This is a genomic window from Roseobacter sp. OBYS 0001 (assembly GCF_019654895.1).
Taxonomy (GTDB): domain Bacteria; phylum Pseudomonadota; class Alphaproteobacteria; order Rhodobacterales; family Rhodobacteraceae; genus Roseobacter; species Roseobacter litoralis.
Genome location: NZ_BPES01000005.1, coordinates 19,153 through 35,420 on the forward strand (window position 1 = coordinate 19,153; position 16,268 = coordinate 35,420).

Consider the following 16,268-nt stretch of genomic DNA (forward strand, 5'->3'; position numbering starts at 1 on the left):
AGTGGTTATGACAGGCATTCGTTAACAGATCGTGTTTGTTTTCGGATCAGATAACGCGAGAGGCCTCCAATTCTGGATGCCTCTCGCGCGCTGTTATTCGGCTGCTTGTGTTGCGCTGTCTCGTTTTGGCAGCACCCAGTCAGCGCGCGGGAAGTGGCAGGTATACCCGTTTGGAAAACGTTCCAGATAATTCTGATGCTCAGGCTCGGCTTCCCAAAAGTCACCCACTGGTTCGACTTCCGTCACGACTTTTCCCGGCCAGATGCCAGAGGCGTTCACGTCTTCAATCGTATCGAGCGCCACGCGCTGTTGGTTTTCATCCACGTAGTAGATCGCAGAGCGATAGCTGAGACCGACGTCATTGCCCTGCCGGTTCAGTGTGGTCGGGTCGTGTATCTGAAAGAACAATTCCAGCACGTCACGGTAACTCAGCACGGCGGGGTCAAACATGATCTCAATGCCTTCGGCGTGGGTGCCGTGATTACGGTATGTTGCGTGTGCCACATCGCCGCCGGTATATCCAACGCGGGTCGAGATGACGCCCTTTCGCTTGCGGATCAAATCCTCCATGCCCCAAAAGCACCCACCGGCCAGTACTGCGCGTTCCTGTGTCATATTACGTCCTCCACCTGATTGATGTAGTCCCCATAGCCTTCAGCCTCCATGTCATCGCGATGCACAAACCGCAGCGATGCTGAGTTAATGCAGTACCGCAGTCCACCCCGATCACGCGGCCCATCGGGAAAGACGTGGCCAAGATGGCTGTCACCATGCAGGGATCGGACCTCAGTGCGTACCATGCCGAGGCTCGCATCTTTCAGTTCATTTACGTTTGCAGGCTCAATGGGTTTGGTGAAGCTGGGCCATCCGCACCCGCTTTCATATTTGTCAGCGGAGGCAAAAAGTGGTTCGCCTGAAACGATATCGACATAAATACCGGGTTCCTTGTTTCCAAGTAACGGACCCGTGCCCGGACGCTCCGTCCCATCCTGCTGGGTAACGCGATATTCCTCGGGGGACAGACGGTCTATCGCCTCCTGCGTTTTGGCATATTTGGCCATGGAATACTCCTTTTGATTGTTGCCTTAATAAATGGGCGTAAAACCCGTAAAGAAAAGGGGGGAACTGACACAAGCGGCCCGACGTGCCTTTTTGTCGGGGCACCCTATATTCCAGATAACACTGGAGGAGGCGACGATGAGGACTTCGAAAAGAGCAATGGCGGCAGTCGTATCCGCCGTATTTGCCGCAGGCTCGGTTTGGGCCGGCGCGCGTGATCACCAGTTTGCATCCATCGACGGCGGCTATTTGGAAATGGCGGATTGGGCGGGACAGCCCGTGCTGGTCGTCAATACCGCATCGCAATGTGGGTTTACGGGCCAATACGCAGGGCTGCAGAAGCTCTACGACACCTACCGCGACGCGGGTCTTGTGGTTTTCGCGATTCCATCAGATGATTTCAACCAAGAGCTTGGTAGTGCACAAGAGGTCAAGGAGTTCTGCGAGATGAACTATGGACTGGACATGCCGATGGCGGACATCACGCGCATCCGGGGTAAGAACGCACATCCGTTTTATCAGGAAGTACGCGCGGAAACCGGGTTTGTGCCGCGCTGGAACTTCAATAAGGTTTTGATCGGGCTGGACGGGGAAGTCGTGGAAACCTGGGGTTCGCAGACCAAACCGATGTCACGTGAAATAACCGAGACGGTTGAGGGGCTTCTGGAAAAAGCAGGTCGGGGGTGAGTTTTGACGCAGGAAATAGAAGACGAACGCTTGGATCTTGAAGCTGCGTACTCCGTCCGGACCCCGGCGGAGAATGCAGCACTTTATGCGTCCTGGGCCAAGACATATGACGAGAGCTTTGCCGCAGCGAGCGACTATGTATTCCCCCAGCAGGTCGCGCAGGTTTTCCACGAACAAGGTGGTCATGGTCCGGTTCTGGATGCAGGGGCAGGGACTGGTTTGGTGGCTGAGGCCATCGCCGCGCGCAAGACCTGTTTGATAGATGCGTTCGATATCTCCTCTGCGATGCTGTCTGTTGCGAGGTCCAAAGGTGTCTACCGTAAACTGGTTCAGGGTGATTTGACGGGAAAGCTCCCTTTTGCCAACGGTAGCTATGGGTCAGTTGTCAGCGCCGGGACGTTTACCCATGGGCATGTCGGCCCCGAAGCGCTTGGCGAATTGATGCGTGTGGCCGCAAGTGGGGCGCTGTTTGTGTTGACCATCAAGGCGGAGCTTTACGAGACACGTGGCTTTGGCGCGAAATTCGGCGGGCTCGGCGCTCAAATCTACGATTTTCAAACGCAAGAAGTGCCGATTTACGGCGCAGGGGCGCAGATATCCCATGCGCTGGATGCGGGGGTAATTGCCTGTTTTCGCAAGGTCTAGAGGCCGCCGCGCCAGACCAGTTTGGCACTTCCATCTTCAAGGCCGGGGCTGATGCCATAGGCTGTGCGGTAGCTTTTTGAAAAATGTGACAGGGATTTGAACCCGCAGGCCACGCAGACATCCGTGACCGAGAGGTCCGTTTGGCGCAACAGGTCGCGCGCTTTCTCAAGCCGCAGTTTCAGATAGTACCGCTTGGGGGACACGTTGATGTACTTTGAAAACAATCGTTCCAACTGGCGGGTGGACAACTCAACAATGGTTGCGATTTCTTCGGGGGTCAGCGGGTCTTCGATGTTGTTTTCCATGACTTGCAACGCCATTGCCAGCTTGCCGTTACGCACCTGTGACCTTGTATGCAGTGCCGCGCGCTGGGTGTGGTTTGGCAGGCGCGGATCGGTATAGACCATCTGGTCAGCAACCCATGTCGCCAACTCAACACCATGATCTGCCTGAATGCGTTGCAACATCATATCCATGGATGCGGCCCCACCCGCCGTGGTAAATGTCGACCCATCAACGGAAAAGATCGCATCTTCGACAATCACATCTGGCAGGCTTTCGGTGAGGGCGGCGCGGTACTCCCAATGGGTTGTCACGCGTTTGCCTGATAACAACCCGGCAAGGGCCAGCACATAGGTGCCGGAGGATAAGGCACCGTAGTCCATGCCGCGTCGTGTCTCGCGCCGCAGCCAGTTGATCAGCCTTTTTGATGTTGCGTTACCAACATCCTCACCTGCGCAAATGACGATGGTTTCATGTCGGTCCAACTCAGTGAGCGCGCCGTCTACGCTGATTTTCACCCCGTTGTAAGCTGCAACGGGTTCACCTGTTTCGCTCAGCAATCGCCACCTGTAATACGGGCCACCTGCGGGATAGCGATTGGCAAGGCTCAGTGCTTCGAGTGCGCAGGCAAACCCAAGTTGCGAATACCCCGGGATTAGGACGAATGCATAGGCTCTGGTGCTGCTGGGTTCAGGCATCTCGGTGACTTTCAAAAGATCACAGAGAAGGCTAACGAGATTTTTCGCAGCCTGAAAAGGTTTTTATGTTTTTTGCTGTCGCGACAGTTGGACCGCCAAAATTCCAAGCGTGATAACCACAACGCCCAGTATGTCTTGCTGGCCCAGTGGCTCGCTCAGCAACAGCGCGGCGGTTGCGACGCCAAGGAACGGGTTGAGAAAGTGGAACGTCGCCGCGCGGGTTGCCCCGATCCGGTTCACCAGCCAGAACCAGACGAATGTGGCCGCCAGCCCGGGGATGAGTGTCGTGTAGCTGAATGCCGCCAGAAGCCGCCAGCTTGGTGTGACATGCGGGGTTTCGAAAATCGCGGTCGCAAGGGCCAGCACCAGACAGCCCACGAGCATCTGCAACCCGACGATCATCAAGAAATTACCGCCAGACGTGGCACCGCGCACCGATAGGGTCGCGATTGTCAGGGCCACAACGCCAATACAACACAGGACAAGGCCAAAGGGGTCCACACCGCTTGTGATGCGCGCGCCCATGATCAGCCCGACGCCGACAATGCCCGCCGCCAGCCCCGCGATACCCAGCGGACGCAACCGTTCACCCAGCACAATCCAAAGCGCCATGGCAACCAAAAGCGGCATGGTGGACGCGATGATGGCAGCGACCGAGGCCTGCACGGTTTGCATCGCCACAAAATTCAGGCCCAGATAAACGCCGTTTTGCAGCACTCCGAAAATGATCGTGGCGCGCCATTGTGCGGGGGTGAGGTGCCATGACTGACCCAAGGCACGGGCAATTGCGACGCCCAACAGCCCTGAAATCAGGTAGCGCAGGGTCAAGGCCGCCAGTGGCGAAGCGTCGGCGACGATGATGCGCGCGGATGTGAAGGCCGATGACCACATCAGCGAAAAAGCCAGCCCCATCAGTATTGCGCGGATGTCCATTTTTGTTCGTTACACCGATGAGTGACTTTCCAGCGGACCATTTCCGAAAAAGCACCGGGATACAAGCAGGCGGGGCTGCCCTTGACATCAGCTGCAGATCAAAGTTTCACCGCTGATGTGTAAACGAAAGGCCGCCATGCTGATACCCCCTGACACAGTCCTGATATTCGCAGCGGCCAGCGTGGCTCTGGCGCTTGCTCCGGGGCCGGATAATATCTTTGTACTGACTCAATCCGCGCTTTACGGGCGGATGGCGGGCGTCATGGTCACGCTGGGGCTGATGACAGGCGTGATGGTGCATACGACATTGGTCGCATTGGGCGTTGCCGTGATCTTTCAGACGTCAGTGATTGCCTTTACCGTGCTCAAGCTCGTGGGGGCGGGCTATCTGGTCTATCTGGCGATCATGGCCTTTCGCGCCCCCGCAACACCTGTTGATCAGACGCAGGCACCGAGGACGCCCCTGGCGCGCTTATATTGGCGCGGTGTGGTGATGAACCTGACGAACCCCAAGGTTGCGATCTTTTTCCTCGCATTCCTGCCGCAATTCGCAGACCCGCTGCGCGGTGCGGTCACGGCTCAGATTTTCCTGTTCGGGGCAATCTTCGTGCTGTGTGCCTTTGTCGTGTTTTGCACAATTGCCGGGGCGGCAGGTTTTCTTGGCACGTGGCTCTCAAACAGCCCGAGGGCGCAGGTCGCGCTGAACCGGGTGGCGGGTGTGGTGTTTCTGGGGCTCGCGCTGCGTCTGGTTCTGGCTGAGCGCTAAGGCTCTTTGCGTTCAATTTGAATCACAAGTCGCTGCCCGTTTCTTTGGTCGGAGGCGTCTTGCGATGCTCGTGCCTCAGATAAAACGCAAGATGCTGCAGGCATAAAAAAGGGCCACCCGCAGGTGACCCTTCAAGAGTTCGCGTGTTTGGCGATTAGCCGTTCACGCTGTCTTTCAGCGCTTTTGCAATGGTCATCTTGACCACTTTGTCAGCGTCTTTCTTGAACTGTTCGCCGGTTGCCGGGTTGCGAACCATACGCTCTGGACGCTCGCGGCAATAGATTTTGCCAACACCGGGAAGCGTCACAGCACCACCGCCGGACACTTCTTTGGTGATGAGGTTGCAAACTGCGTCCAGTGCTGCGCCTGCAGATTTCTTGTCTGTGTCCATCTCTTCTGCCAGTGCGGCAACGAGTTGGGTCTTTGTCATTGGTTTCGCCATTTTATTCTCCTTCGCTGCCCGATGAGTAGGGCCTCATTTCGCGAATCTACCCGTATGTTGTGGACGAACACAACGATTAGGTGCCAAAATTAACGAAAAACATGCCGATTTTCGTTGTTTTTAACGGTTTGCCCCCCTCAGAGGAACGCTGTTTCCTCAAATGAGCGTAGTTTCCGGCTGTGAATGCGTTCCAGCGGCATCGAACGAAGCTGTTCCATCGCGTGGATACCGATCATCAGATGGCGCACAACTTGCGTTTTATAGAAGTCTGACGCCATGCCGGGCAGTTTCAACTCTCCATGCAGCGGCTTGTCTGACACACATAAAAGCGTGCCGTAGGGCACCCGGAAGCGAAACCCATTCGCCGCAATCGTGGCACTTTCCATATCAAGTGCGACCGCGCGCGACTGGCTGAGCCGTTGCACCGGGCCGGATTGGTCGCGCAATTCCCAATTGCGGTTATCAAGGCTGGCCACGGTGCCGGTGCGCATCAGGCGCTTCAGCTCATAGCCTTCGAGTTCGGTGACCTTGGCCACCGCCTGCTCCAAAGCGATCTGTATCTCCGCCAGCGCGGGCACCGGGACCCAGACCGGCAGGTCATCGTCCAGCACCTTGTCCTCGCGCAGATAGGCATGGGCGAGCACAAAATCCCCGAGCGCTTGCGAATTGCGCAAACCCGCGCAGTGACCGACCATGATCCACGCATGCGGACGCAACACGGCAATATGGTCCGTGGCGGTTTTCGCGTTGGAGGGTCCAACACCGATGTTGACCAGCGTGATCCCCGACCCATCCGCCCGCTTCAGGTGATAGGTCGGCATCTGGGGCGTTTTACTGCTGGGCGGCAGTACCCCATCGCAATCGGTGATTTCGGCATTGTCCGTGGATACAAACGCCGTGTAGCCGGAGGTTGCATCCTTGAGCTGCGCGCGGGCGTAGGCCTCAAATTCAGAGACATAGAACTGATAATTGGTAAACAGCACGTGGTTCTGAAAATGCTCAGCATCGGTGGCCGTGTAATGCGCCAGCCGCGCCAGCGAATAATCCACACGTTGCGCGGTAAAGGGCGCGAGCGGCGCGATCCCGTCGGTCGGAATATATGTGCCGTTGACGATATCGTCGTTCGTGGTGCTGAGGTCAGGGACATCAAAAACGTCGCGCAGCGTGAATTCGGCGGCCCCTTCTTGCGGGACGGTGATCGCTGCATCTCTTGCGACGGCGAAATGCACCGGCATTGCCGTTTCAGATGGGCCAATCGTGACTGGCTGCCCGTGGTTTTCAATCAACAGACCGATTTGCTGTGTCAGATAGCTGCGAAACAGATCAGGGCGCGTGATCGTCGCGCGATAGCGTCCGGGCGCAGAAACATGACCAAAGGACAATCGCGTGTCCACATGCGCATAACTTGAGGTTTCAAACTCCACTTGCGGATAAAAGGCCCGGACGCGGCACGCGGGTGCGCCTTCGCGCATGGCCTGCGCAAAATGCGTACAGAGAAAGCCGGTCGCCTGTGTGTAAAGTTCTTCCAGCCGGGCCACTGCGGCTGCAGCATCATGAAAGACCTCGGCGGCCGGGCTGTCGGGGGTGATGGTTTCGCTCATGTGGGGGACTCTATCACAGGTATGAACTCAAAGGTGCGCACATCCACAAGGCCGAGATCGGAAATCCGAAGCTCAGGGATCACAACAAGCGCCAAGAGGGAATGTTGCATATACGCGTTGTTCAGGGTGCAGCCACAGTCGCGCATGGCCTGCATCATCTTGTCGGCCTTTGCGGCGACTTCAGCAGCGGGGCGATCTGACATCAGACCTGCGATGGGCAATTCGACCAGCGCCAGTTCAACACCGTCCTTGAACAGCACAATGCCGCCGCCGACCTCGCCCAGCCGGTTGGCCGCGCGCGCCATATCCTCGGCATCGGTACCGACAACAATCATGTGGTGGCTGTCATGGGCCACAGTCGAGGCCATGGCCATCCGGCCCTCATACCCAAAGCCCGACACAAAGGCATTGGTCACAGACCCGGTGGCGCGGTGCCGCTCAACCAATGCGATCTGTGCGACGTCACCGGTGGCTTGCACCCGCCCCTCGGTCACTGGCAGTTCGAATTTCAACGCCTTGGTCGGCGCTTGGTTTTCCACCACCCCGATAACGTTCGCGGTCACCGCATTGGCGCCTTTGGGCGCGTTGATCGTGAAATCATCCGGCCCCAGCGTCTTGCCCATATGCACGGTTTGGCGGGCCGCAGCGGGCCAGTCGAAGTGCGGACATTCGACAAGACAGTGACCATCTTCCGCCACGACCTGTCCACGGGCAATGACCGTTTCGATCGGCAGGGTTCTCAGATCTGAGGTCAAGATAATATCCGCGCGCCGCCCCGGCGTGATAGACCCGATCTCGCGTTCCAGCCCAAAATGGGTGGCGGTGTTGATCGTCGCCATCTGAAGCGCCACCAGCGGGTCACAACCGCATTCAATAGCGTGGCGCACGACCCGGTTCATATGACCGTCATTGACCAGCGTGCCGGAATGGCAATCGTCCGTGCACAGGATCATGTTGCGCGGATCGAGACCCTTTTCGGTGATCGCCGTGATCTGGCTTTCCACGTCATACCACGCAGAGCCAAGCCGGATCATCGACCGCATCCCCTGCCGCATGCGCGCGATGGCGTCCGCCTCGCAGGTCCCTTCGTGATCGTCGGCGGGTCCCCCCGCGACGTAACCTGCAAACGCTGGTCCAAGGTCTGGTGACGCATAGTGTCCACCCACCGTCTTGCCCGCGCGCTGCGTTGCCGCAATTTCCGCCAGCATTTTCGGATCGGCATTCGACACGCCCGGAAAATTCATCATCTCACCCAAACCGACGATACCGGGCCATGTCATGGCATCGGCCACATCGGCGGCGGTGATCTCAAACCCGGTGGTTTCCATCCCCGGTGCCGAGGGCGCGCAGGATGGCATCTGGGTGAAAATGTTGACGGGTTGCATCAGCGCCTCGTCATGCATCATCCGCACACCTTCAAGTCCCAGAACATTGGCGATCTCATGGGGGTCCGTGAACATGGATGTGGTGCCATGCGGGATTACCGCGCGGGCAAATTCAGCGGGCGTCAGCATCCCGGACTCGATATGCATATGACCATCGCACAGGCCGGGGATCATGTAGCGCCCGTTTGCCCGGATGATCTGCGTGTCTGGCCCTGTGCAGTTCGTGGCATCCGGAACCACGCAGGCGATGCGCCCGTGGATGATGGCAATGTCATATCCATCCAGCACTTCGCGGGTATGGACATTGACCCATTTGCCGCCCCTAATGAGCATATCGGCAGCCATTCTGCCGGTCGCGACGGCAATCAGATCTGCCGCTGTGTCGGGCCAGGAGGAAAAAATGTGATGCGTCATGTCCTTCCGTGCCATGGCTTATGACGATGTTCAAGACGGGAGGCCCAAAGATGGACTATGAAACAGTGTCAGCGGAGGATTTCGGCAAATCCTTGCGCGGCATCGGACTGAACTTGCTGGTGCGCGATGTGCGGGTGACCAGCGCGTTTCTTGTGGATATCTTTGACGTCGGCATTCACCGCCTGAGCGATGATTTTGCGATTGTGACCTATGGGAGCAACGTATTTCAGCTCCATAGTGATGCCACTTATTCTGCCAATCCCTTGCTGGGTCTGCTGCCCGAAAACCCCCCGCGCGGTGCAGGTGTCGAGATCAGGTTTTACGACACCGACCCTGATGCGGCGGTTGCGCGGGCCTCGGCGCGCGGCGCGATGGTTTTGCAAGAGCCTGCGGACAAGCCGCACGGCCTGCGCGAGGCTTACATCCTGTGCGACGACGGTTATGCCTGGGTGCCCAGCCGGCCGCTTTGAGCGATCTGTTCCATCGCCAATGCGTCGCGCAGCCAGTGGGTAAAGGCCTGCGCGGCGGGCATGGTCTGAGCCTGGGGCGATTGGATGAGGTAATAGGCCTCCTGCATCCGGGCGCGATGTGCAAAGGGCGCAATCAGCGCGCCGGTGTCGATCAGTCTTTTGGCGATCAGGTCATGGGCCAAAGCCATGCCACCCCCTGCCTGTGCCACCGCCAACGGCAATAAATAGGTTGAGGCATAGGTGACCGGCGCGTTCGGCCAGTCCATCCCGCACTCCTCTACCCAGACCGCCCATGTGCCCATCATGTTCAGACAGTCATAAAGCGGCTGTTCGTGCAGCGTTTCCAAGTGAGCAGGGAAATCGGGCCGACAGACCGGATAGTAATAATCGGTTGCCAAAAGCTCAGCATAGACTTGGTCCGATGGGCGCAAGGAATAGCGGATTTCCACATCCGCCCCGTCGGCCATATCGCGCGGCTCCCATAATTCGGTGGAAATACTGAGCTGCACCTCGGGATGCTTTGCCCGAAAGGTCGAAAGTCGCGGTGACAGCCAGTTCACCGCAAACGTCAGGTTGCTCTGAACATGAAGCACGTTTGTTTCGTTTCGTGTCAGCGCACGGGTGCCATGCGCCAAAGTGCGGAACGCATCCCTGACAACTGGCAGATAGCTCTGGCCGGTTTGGGTGAGTTCAAGTGATCTTGCGTGACGGTGAAAAAGCGGGCGGCCCAGAAACCCCTCAAGGGATTTGATCTGCTGGCTGACCGCGCTTTGCGTCATGTTCAGATCGCGCGCAGCCCCGGTAAAGCTGAGGTTGCGTGCTGAAGCCTCAAAGGCCCGCAGCCAGTTTAAGGGCGGCAGATCAGTCATATAACGCATCCATTAGTTTAACTTATGAATGGTGTACGTTTTTTTCGTTGGTCAAACAAGGCGTCTGGGTGTTGTCATATGTCCGACCCGATCAAAGGACTTGACCCATGTCTGTAACTGAACTGCACCCCAATATGGACAACTGGCAGGAGCGCGTAGACCTTGCGGCGGCCTTTCGCTGGACCGTACGGCTGAACATGCATGAAGCCGTCGCCAACCATTTCAGCCTTGCGATCAACGACAGTGGCACGAAATTTCTGATGAATCCCAATCAGATGCATTTTTCACGTATCAAGGCGTCGGATCTGTTGGTTGTGGATGTCGATGATCCCGAAGCGATGAACGGGCCGGATGCACCCGACCCCACGGCTTGGGGGCTGCATGGCGGAATGCACCGGCACTGTGCCCACGCGCGCTGCGCGATGCATGTGCATTCGCCCTATGCGACCGCGCTTGCAGCACTGGCTGACAGCCGATTGCCGCCCGTCGATCAGAACGCCTGCATGTTCTTTGATCGCGTTGTTGTCGATGAAAATTACGGCGGGCTGGCCTTTGAAGAAGAGGGCGTGCGCTGTGCGCAGATGTTTGATGACCTAAGGAAAAAGGTCATGGTCATGGGCAACCACGGCATCATGGTGATTGGCGATACGGTGGCCGATACCTTCAACCGGATGTTCTATTTTGAGCGCGCCTGCCAGACCTATCTGCTCGCCTTGCAAACAGGGCGGCCGTTGCGGGTGCTGCCCGATGATGTCGCCGAGAAAACCGCGCGCGAGATCGAAGAATACCCCGAACAGGATCTGCGGCATCTGGCGGAACTCAAGGCCATTCTGGATGAGGAGGGATCGACCTATGCCCAGTGATCCAGAGAACCGCGAGGCGGGGCGCTGGAACTTTCGACCGCAAGTCCCGCTGGCGCAGAATCCCCTGTTTCAGTGGCCGCCCAAACCAGCGGCCATCTTTCGGTGGTATGCGGCTTTCTGGCTTGAGGTGTCGACCACGACGCTCTGTCTGGTTTTTGCGCTGATCGCCTATTTCCTCGTTCTGCCTGACCTTGCTGAGATGCAGGTGCTGGCATGGGGTTGGGTGGCCAAGGTCTGGCTTGCCAATCTGATCCCGCAGGTCATTTGCGCGAGCACGTTGCATTATTGGTTGATCATGCGCAAAGGACAGGGCGACAAAACCAAATACGATCCCCGCGATCAGGCGCGCAGCAACGGCACCTTCACCTTTGGCAATCAGGTCCATGACAATATGTTCTGGCATATTGCCAGCGGCATCACCCTCTGGACCGCGGCGCAGGTGCTGGTGTTCTGGGCGATGGCGAATGGCTATGCGCCTGCCATGCTGTTTCCGGGTAACCCGCTGTGGTTTGTTGCGTTTTTCGTGCTGATCCCGATCTGGTCGAGCTTTCATTTTTACTGGATACACCGCGCGCTACATTGGCCGCCGCTCTATAAACTGGCCCATTCCCTGCACCACCGGAACGTCAATGTCGGGCCGTGGTCTGGGATTTCGATGCACCCGGTCGAACATCTGCTGTTTTACACAAACTTCCTGATCCATTTCGTCGTGCCCAGCCATCCGTTGCACGTTCTGTTTCATGGCTATGTCCAATCCACGCACCCTGTCTTTTCCCATTCCGGGTTTGAAGAGATTGTCGTGAACGACAAACGTCAGGCCAAGGCAGGTGTGTTTTTCCACCAGCTGCATCACCGGTATTTTGAATGCAACTATGGCACGGTTGAGATGCCCTGGGATCGTTGGTTCGGCAGTTATCATGATGGATCAGCCCAAGCCACGGATGACACACGCGCACGCAAAAAGCAGATGTACATCTGATGGCGCTTGCATTTTACGAGGACTTGAAACGCTGGACCAGCACACGGCGGTTGGGAAGAAAGGCATGCGGTCGCCCGTCCCTTTCCCAACCAAAAGACAAATATCATGACAACTTACGGCTTAACCGACGAACATACGATGATTGCGGAGTCCGTCCGCAGCTTTGTTGAAAAAGAGATTTACCCCCACGAGGAACTGGTCGAGCGGACAGGCGAAGTGCCTGCAGAGATCGCGGATGAGATCAAACGCAAAACCATTGATCTGGGCTTTTACGCCTGTAATTTCCCGGAAAGCGTGGGCTGTGCCGGGCTGAACCATCTTGAATTTGCACTGGTGGAACGTGAATTGGGGCGCGGCTCGATGGCGCTCAACCATTTCTTTGGCCGCCCTCAGAACATCCTGATGGCCTGTGAAGGGGATCAGATCGAACGCTATCTCATGCCCGCCGTGCGCGGTGAGCGGATGGATGCGCTGGCCATGACCGAACCGGGTGCGGGATCGGACGTGCGCGGCATGAAATGTGCTGCGGTGCGGAAAGGTGGTGACTGGGTGGTGAATGGGACCAAGCATTTCATCTCGGGTGCGGATCATGCGGATTTCATCATCGTGTTCATCGCAACTGGCGAAGATCAGACGGCCAAGGGCCCCAAAAAGCGGATCACGGCGTTTCTGGTGGATCGCGGCACGCCCGGTTTCACCATCCGCGACGGATATAAATCGGTCAGTCATCGGGGATATAAAAACATGATCCTTGATTTCGATGACTGCCGCCTGCCCGATGCGCAGGTCCTCGGCGACGTTGATGGCGGTTTTGAGGTCATGAACACCTGGCTTTACGCCACCCGTATTACGGTGGCCACAATGTCGGTGGGGCGCGCCCGGCGTGTCTTTGATTATGCGCTGAACTATGCGGCGGAACGGGAACAGTTCGGACAAAAGATCGGTAAATTTCAGGGCGTGAGTTTCCAGCTGGCCGATATGGTGACGGAAATCGACGCGGCGGATTTGCTGACGCTGGCCGCGGCGGATCGGCTGGACAAAGGGCTGCCTGCCAACCGCGAGATTGCCTCCGCCAAGCTATATGCCTCGGAGATGCTGGCGCGGGTCACCGATGCCGCGATCCAAATACATGGGGGCATGGGCCTGATGGATGACTACCCGCTGGAACGGTTCTGGCGCGATGCCCGGGTCGAGCGGATTTGGGACGGCACGTCTGAAATCCAGCGCCACATCATCAGCCGTGATCTGTTGCGGGCTTTGGGGGCCTAACGACGATGTCGCCCCTTGAAAGTAGCAGGGCCAAAAAAGGTGCAACGCGCGATCTGTCGCGCTTGCTGCGACCCCGATCCATCGCGGTCGTCGGCGGTGGATATTGGTGCCAGCAAGTCGTGCGCCAGTCCCGTGCGATGGGATTTACAGGTGATATTTGGCGTGTGCATCCCAGATCGGATGTCGTCGAAGGGATCACGGCGGTGGCCCGTGTCCGCGACCTTCCCCATGTGCCTGATGCTGTATTTCTGGGCATAAACCGTCACAGCACGGCTGCGGCCGTGTCAGAGCTTGCCGCGATGGGGGCAGGGGGTGCCGTTTGTTTCGCCTCGGGCTTTGCTGAAGCAGATGCCGAGGACCCCGCAAGTGCGGGTTTGCAAGCGGATCTTGTGGCAGCGGCGGGCGATATGCCGATCCTTGGACCGAACTGCTACGGCTTTGTGAATGCGGTGGATGGCGCACTGCTTTGGCCTGATCAACATGGCTGTGCGCGCGTGGATCGCGGTGTCGCAATCCTGACGCAAAGCTCCAATATTGCGATCAATCTGACAATGCAGCGGCGCGCCTTGCCCATCGCCTATACGGTGACGTGCGGGAACATGGCGCAAACCACGCAGGCAGATATCGCCATGGCCCTGCTGGATGATCCGCGCGTCACGGCCCTTGGTCTGCATGTGGAGGGGTTTGGCGACACGCATCTGTGGCACGCACTGGCGCAAAAGGCATATGACAAATCCGTACCGATCATCGTTCTCAAGATCGGGGTGTCCGATCAGGCGCAGCAGGCGACCGTGTCACATACAGCATCGCTCGCAGGGAGTGACGCGGGCGCTTCCGCGTTTCTGCGCTATCTCGGTATCCCGCGGATGCAGGATTTGCCGACCTTTCTGGAAACCCTCAAGCTGCTGCACTGCCACGGGGTTCTGCCGGGCAGCAGGCTTTCATCGATCAGTTGCTCCGGCGGGGAAGCTTCGCTCGTTGCCGATATGGCCGCACAGCACGCGGTTTCCTTTCCACCCTTGAGTGACGCGCAACGTAACGCCTTGTCCAGCGCCCTGGGGCCGATGGTCGCGCTGTCTAACCCGCTGGATTATCACACATATGTTTGGGGTGATGCGGACAAGATGGCAGCGGCATGGTTGCCGATGGCGGCGCCGCATATCGATCTGGTGATGATCATTCTGGACTATCCGCACACGGATGCGACCGCGTGGGACTGTGCGACACAAGCAGCGATCGTTGTTCACAAACGCAGCGGGCGGCCCGTGGCCGTGGTTGCGACCTTGCCCGAATTGCTCCCCCCGGATGTGTCGGCACGCCTTATGGCGGCGGGGGTGACGCCCTTGCATGGGGTGCGTGAAGCGCTCGGCGCGGTTGAGGCCGCAGCGGGGTGCATCGCCCCGCAGGATGCACCTCCGTTGCGTGCCGGACCCAGCGGCAAAACCGAAATGCTGTCAGAGGCGGAGGCCAAACAAAGCCTTGCGCGTTTTGGCATAACTGTCCCGCGTGGGCTAGTTGTGAAACGGGCTGATCTTGGAGGCATGGCATCTGCGCTCGTCGCGCCCTTGGCCCTCAAGGCCATAGGGCTGGCGCATAAATCCGAGGCAGGCGCGCTCAAGCTGAATATGCGGGCGGAGACCCTCGCCACGGCGGTGCGAGACATGCCCGGCGACCAGTTTCTGATCGAGGAAATGGTTGCGGGCAGTGTCGCAGAACTTCTCATAGGTGTGACACGCGACGCGGCGCATGGATTTGTGCTGACCTTGGCGGCAGGCGGCGTGCTCACCGAGTTGTGGGACGATCAAAGGTCATTACTGGTGCCGGCATCGCGTGACGATGTTGCGCAGGTTTTGGCGGAGTTGCGGATTTATCCGATGCTGCGCGGGTATCGCGGCGCTAAGGCGGCGTGTTTGCCTGCAGTCATTGACGCGGTGATGGGCTTGCAGGATTATGTCATAAACAATGCGGCCCATGTGCAAGAAGTTGAAATCAACCCGTTGATGTGTACCCCTGATGCGGCAATAGCGGCGGATGCCCTCATCGTGCGGTGCACACCTTTAATCCCGGCAGGAGAGCCAAATGGACCCGATTAGAACCCGTACAAAGGGCATGATTTTAGAGATTACGCTCGACCGCCCCAAAGCCAATGCGATTGACTTGGCGACCTCGCGCGTGATGGGAGAGGTTTTTCGCAGCTTCAGAGACGATCCGGATCTGCGCGTGGCGATTTTGACCGGGGCGGGTGAAAAGTTCTTTTGCCCGGGCTGGGATCTCAAAGCGGCAGCGGAGGGTGATGCGGTTGATGGCGATTATGGTGTCGGTGGTTTTGGCGGTCTGCAGGAATTGCGCGCGATGAACAAACCGGTGATTGCAGCTGTCAACGGGATTGCCTGCGGGGGCGGATTGGAACTGGCCCTGAGTGCGGATATGATTCTGGCCGCTGATCACGCCAGCTTTGCCCTGCCGGAAATCCGCTCTGGCACCATCGCGGATGCGGCTTCGATCAAGCTGCCCAAACGTATCCCCTACCATATCGCCATGGAATTGCTGCTGACCGGGCGCTGGTTCGACCCGCAAGAAGCCAAAGGCTGGGGGCTGGTCAATGAAATCCTGCCCTCCGCTGATCTGTTGCCCCGCGCATGGGAGCTGGCGGAGTTGCTGGCCTCCGGTCCACCGCTGGTCTACGCCGCAATCAAAGAGGTGGTGCGCGAGGCTGAAGACGCCAAGTTTCAGGACATCATGAACCGGATTACCAAACGGCAGCTTGAAACCATCGATGTGCTCTATAGTTCTGAGGATCAGCTTGAGGGCGCAACGGCTTTCGCCGAAAAACGCGACCCGGTTTGGAAAGGCCGATAGCGGTCGGGCAGTCCGGGGTTGTCTCTGCCGGATCAAGGCGTCATTTT

At 58.0% G+C, this 16,268-nt stretch carries 17 protein-coding genes; 9 read left to right on the plus strand and 8 right to left on the minus strand.

Features of this window, described 5'->3' with window-relative positions; genetic code table 11:
* Window positions 1-93: 93 nt before the first annotated feature.
* Window positions 94-615 carry a peptide-methionine (S)-S-oxide reductase MsrA gene (gene msrA, locus K5Q35_RS11925; protein WP_013960037.1) on the minus strand — a complete coding sequence of 174 codons (522 nt, stop codon included), beginning with the start codon at window positions 613-615 and terminating at the stop codon, window positions 94-96.
* The gene (gene msrB, locus K5Q35_RS11930; RefSeq protein WP_220799717.1) at window positions 612-1,061 is read right to left on the minus strand and encodes a peptide-methionine (R)-S-oxide reductase MsrB; all 450 of its coding nucleotides are present in this window, start codon (window positions 1,059-1,061) and stop codon (window positions 612-614) included. Before msrB ends, msrA begins: the two co-directional genes overlap by 4 nt.
* Before the next feature lie 136 nt (window positions 1,062-1,197).
* Here msrB and K5Q35_RS11935 point away from each other — a divergent pair, with 136 nt between their 5' ends.
* A complete protein-coding gene (locus K5Q35_RS11935) occupies window positions 1,198-1,746 on the plus strand; it encodes a glutathione peroxidase (RefSeq protein ID WP_220799718.1) in 549 nt (182 codons plus the stop codon).
* Between the two features lie 3 nt (window positions 1,747-1,749).
* Window positions 1,750-2,391 carry a class I SAM-dependent methyltransferase gene (locus K5Q35_RS11940; protein ID WP_220799719.1) on the plus strand — a complete coding sequence of 214 codons (642 nt, stop codon included), beginning with the start codon at window positions 1,750-1,752 and terminating at the stop codon, window positions 2,389-2,391.
* On the opposite strand, the gene K5Q35_RS11945 is transcribed toward K5Q35_RS11940, so the two are convergent.
* On the minus strand, window positions 2,388-3,371 hold the full coding sequence (locus K5Q35_RS11945; RefSeq protein ID WP_220799720.1) for a GlxA family transcriptional regulator: 984 nt from the start codon (window positions 3,369-3,371) through the stop codon (window positions 2,388-2,390). The genes K5Q35_RS11940 and K5Q35_RS11945 overlap by 4 nt on opposite strands.
* Before the next feature lie 63 nt (window positions 3,372-3,434).
* Entirely contained in the window at window positions 3,435-4,304 is an 870-nt protein-coding gene (locus K5Q35_RS11950) for a DMT family transporter (RefSeq protein WP_013960042.1), read from the minus strand.
* A 136-nt stretch (window positions 4,305-4,440) separates the two neighbouring features.
* Here K5Q35_RS11950 and K5Q35_RS11955 point away from each other — a divergent pair, with 136 nt between their 5' ends.
* A complete protein-coding gene (locus K5Q35_RS11955; protein WP_220799721.1) occupies window positions 4,441-5,070 on the plus strand; it encodes a LysE family translocator in 630 nt (209 codons plus the stop codon).
* A gap of 154 nt (window positions 5,071-5,224) precedes the next feature.
* On the opposite strand, the gene K5Q35_RS11960 is transcribed toward K5Q35_RS11955, so the two are convergent.
* The 3 genes from K5Q35_RS11960 to ade form a co-directional block, all read right to left on the minus strand.
* Window positions 5,225-5,512 (minus strand): HU family DNA-binding protein, encoded by a 288-nt coding sequence (locus K5Q35_RS11960; RefSeq protein WP_011566925.1) that lies wholly within the window; start codon window positions 5,510-5,512, stop codon window positions 5,225-5,227.
* A 137-nt stretch (window positions 5,513-5,649) separates the two neighbouring features.
* Window positions 5,650-7,113, minus strand: a complete 1,464-nt coding sequence (locus tag K5Q35_RS11965; RefSeq protein ID WP_220799722.1) for an AMP nucleosidase — start codon at window positions 7,111-7,113, stop codon at window positions 5,650-5,652.
* Complete coding sequence (gene ade, locus K5Q35_RS11970; protein ID WP_220799723.1) at window positions 7,110-8,912, minus strand: adenine deaminase; 1,803 nt, start codon at window positions 8,910-8,912, stop codon at window positions 7,110-7,112. The genes K5Q35_RS11965 and ade overlap by 4 nt, the downstream gene beginning before the upstream one ends.
* Window positions 8,913-8,962: 50 nt before the next feature.
* On the opposite strand from ade, the gene K5Q35_RS11975 reads away from it, so the two are divergent.
* Window positions 8,963-9,382, plus strand: coding sequence for a VOC family protein (locus tag K5Q35_RS11975; RefSeq protein ID WP_220799724.1), 420 nt, complete (start codon window positions 8,963-8,965; stop codon window positions 9,380-9,382).
* On the opposite strand, the gene K5Q35_RS11980 is transcribed toward K5Q35_RS11975, so the two are convergent.
* Window positions 9,352-10,251, minus strand: a complete 900-nt coding sequence (locus tag K5Q35_RS11980; protein WP_308443349.1) for a LysR family transcriptional regulator — start codon at window positions 10,249-10,251, stop codon at window positions 9,352-9,354. The two genes, K5Q35_RS11975 and K5Q35_RS11980, sit on opposite strands and share 31 nt — an antisense overlap.
* Window positions 10,252-10,358: 107 nt before the next feature.
* Here K5Q35_RS11980 and K5Q35_RS11985 point away from each other — a divergent pair, with 107 nt between their 5' ends.
* The 5 genes from K5Q35_RS11985 (at window position 10,359) to K5Q35_RS12005 (ending at window position 16,221) form a co-directional block, all read left to right on the plus strand.
* Window positions 10,359-11,114 carry a class II aldolase and adducin N-terminal domain-containing protein gene (locus K5Q35_RS11985; protein ID WP_220799726.1) on the plus strand — a complete coding sequence of 252 codons (756 nt, stop codon included), beginning with the start codon at window positions 10,359-10,361 and terminating at the stop codon, window positions 11,112-11,114.
* Window positions 11,104-12,093 (plus strand): sterol desaturase family protein, encoded by a 990-nt coding sequence (locus K5Q35_RS11990; RefSeq protein WP_220799727.1) that lies wholly within the window; start codon window positions 11,104-11,106, stop codon window positions 12,091-12,093. The genes K5Q35_RS11985 and K5Q35_RS11990 overlap by 11 nt, the downstream gene beginning before the upstream one ends.
* Before the next feature lie 105 nt (window positions 12,094-12,198).
* On the plus strand, window positions 12,199-13,362 hold the full coding sequence (locus K5Q35_RS11995; protein ID WP_013960050.1) for an acyl-CoA dehydrogenase family protein: 1,164 nt from the start codon (window positions 12,199-12,201) through the stop codon (window positions 13,360-13,362).
* Window positions 13,363-13,367: 5 nt separating this feature from the next.
* Window positions 13,368-15,455, plus strand: a complete 2,088-nt coding sequence (locus K5Q35_RS12000) for an acetate--CoA ligase family protein (RefSeq protein WP_220799728.1) — start codon at window positions 13,368-13,370, stop codon at window positions 15,453-15,455.
* The gene (locus tag K5Q35_RS12005) at window positions 15,442-16,221 is read left to right on the plus strand and encodes a carnitinyl-CoA dehydratase (protein ID WP_220799729.1); all 780 of its coding nucleotides are present in this window, start codon (window positions 15,442-15,444) and stop codon (window positions 16,219-16,221) included. Before K5Q35_RS12000 ends, K5Q35_RS12005 begins: the two co-directional genes overlap by 14 nt.
* The last annotated feature ends 47 nt before the right edge of the window (window positions 16,222-16,268 follow it).

Bases quoted from the DNA above. Each gene is read 5' to 3' on its own strand.
- K5Q35_RS11955 (WP_220799721.1), top strand. From the start codon at position 4,441: ATGCTGATACCCCCTGACACAGTCCTGATATTCGCAGCGGCCAGCGTG.
- K5Q35_RS11975 (WP_220799724.1), top strand. From the start codon at position 8,963: ATGGACTATGAAACAGTGTCAGCGGAGGATTTCGGCAAATCCTTGCGC.
- K5Q35_RS11950 (WP_013960042.1), bottom strand. From the start codon at position 4,304: ATGGACATCCGCGCAATACTGATGGGGCTGGCTTTTTCGCTGATGTGG.
- K5Q35_RS11960 (WP_011566925.1), bottom strand. From the start codon at position 5,512: ATGGCGAAACCAATGACAAAGACCCAACTCGTTGCCGCACTGGCAGAA.
- K5Q35_RS12000 (WP_220799728.1), top strand. From the start codon at position 13,368: ATGTCGCCCCTTGAAAGTAGCAGGGCCAAAAAAGGTGCAACGCGCGAT.
- msrA (WP_013960037.1), bottom strand. From the start codon at position 615: ATGACACAGGAACGCGCAGTACTGGCCGGTGGGTGCTTTTGGGGCATG.
- K5Q35_RS11985 (WP_220799726.1), top strand. From the start codon at position 10,359: ATGTCTGTAACTGAACTGCACCCCAATATGGACAACTGGCAGGAGCGC.
- ade (WP_220799723.1), bottom strand. From the start codon at position 8,912: ATGACGCATCACATTTTTTCCTCCTGGCCCGACACAGCGGCAGATCTG.
- K5Q35_RS12005 (WP_220799729.1), top strand. From the start codon at position 15,442: ATGGACCCGATTAGAACCCGTACAAAGGGCATGATTTTAGAGATTACG.
- K5Q35_RS11980 (WP_308443349.1), bottom strand. From the start codon at position 10,251: ATGACTGATCTGCCGCCCTTAAACTGGCTGCGGGCCTTTGAGGCTTCA.
- K5Q35_RS11990 (WP_220799727.1), top strand. From the start codon at position 11,104: ATGCCCAGTGATCCAGAGAACCGCGAGGCGGGGCGCTGGAACTTTCGA.
- K5Q35_RS11945 (WP_220799720.1), bottom strand. From the start codon at position 3,371: ATGCCTGAACCCAGCAGCACCAGAGCCTATGCATTCGTCCTAATCCCG.
- K5Q35_RS11995 (WP_013960050.1), top strand. From the start codon at position 12,199: ATGACAACTTACGGCTTAACCGACGAACATACGATGATTGCGGAGTCC.
- K5Q35_RS11935 (WP_220799718.1), top strand. From the start codon at position 1,198: ATGAGGACTTCGAAAAGAGCAATGGCGGCAGTCGTATCCGCCGTATTT.
- K5Q35_RS11965 (WP_220799722.1), bottom strand. From the start codon at position 7,113: ATGAGCGAAACCATCACCCCCGACAGCCCGGCCGCCGAGGTCTTTCAT.
- msrB (WP_220799717.1), bottom strand. From the start codon at position 1,061: ATGGCCAAATATGCCAAAACGCAGGAGGCGATAGACCGTCTGTCCCCC.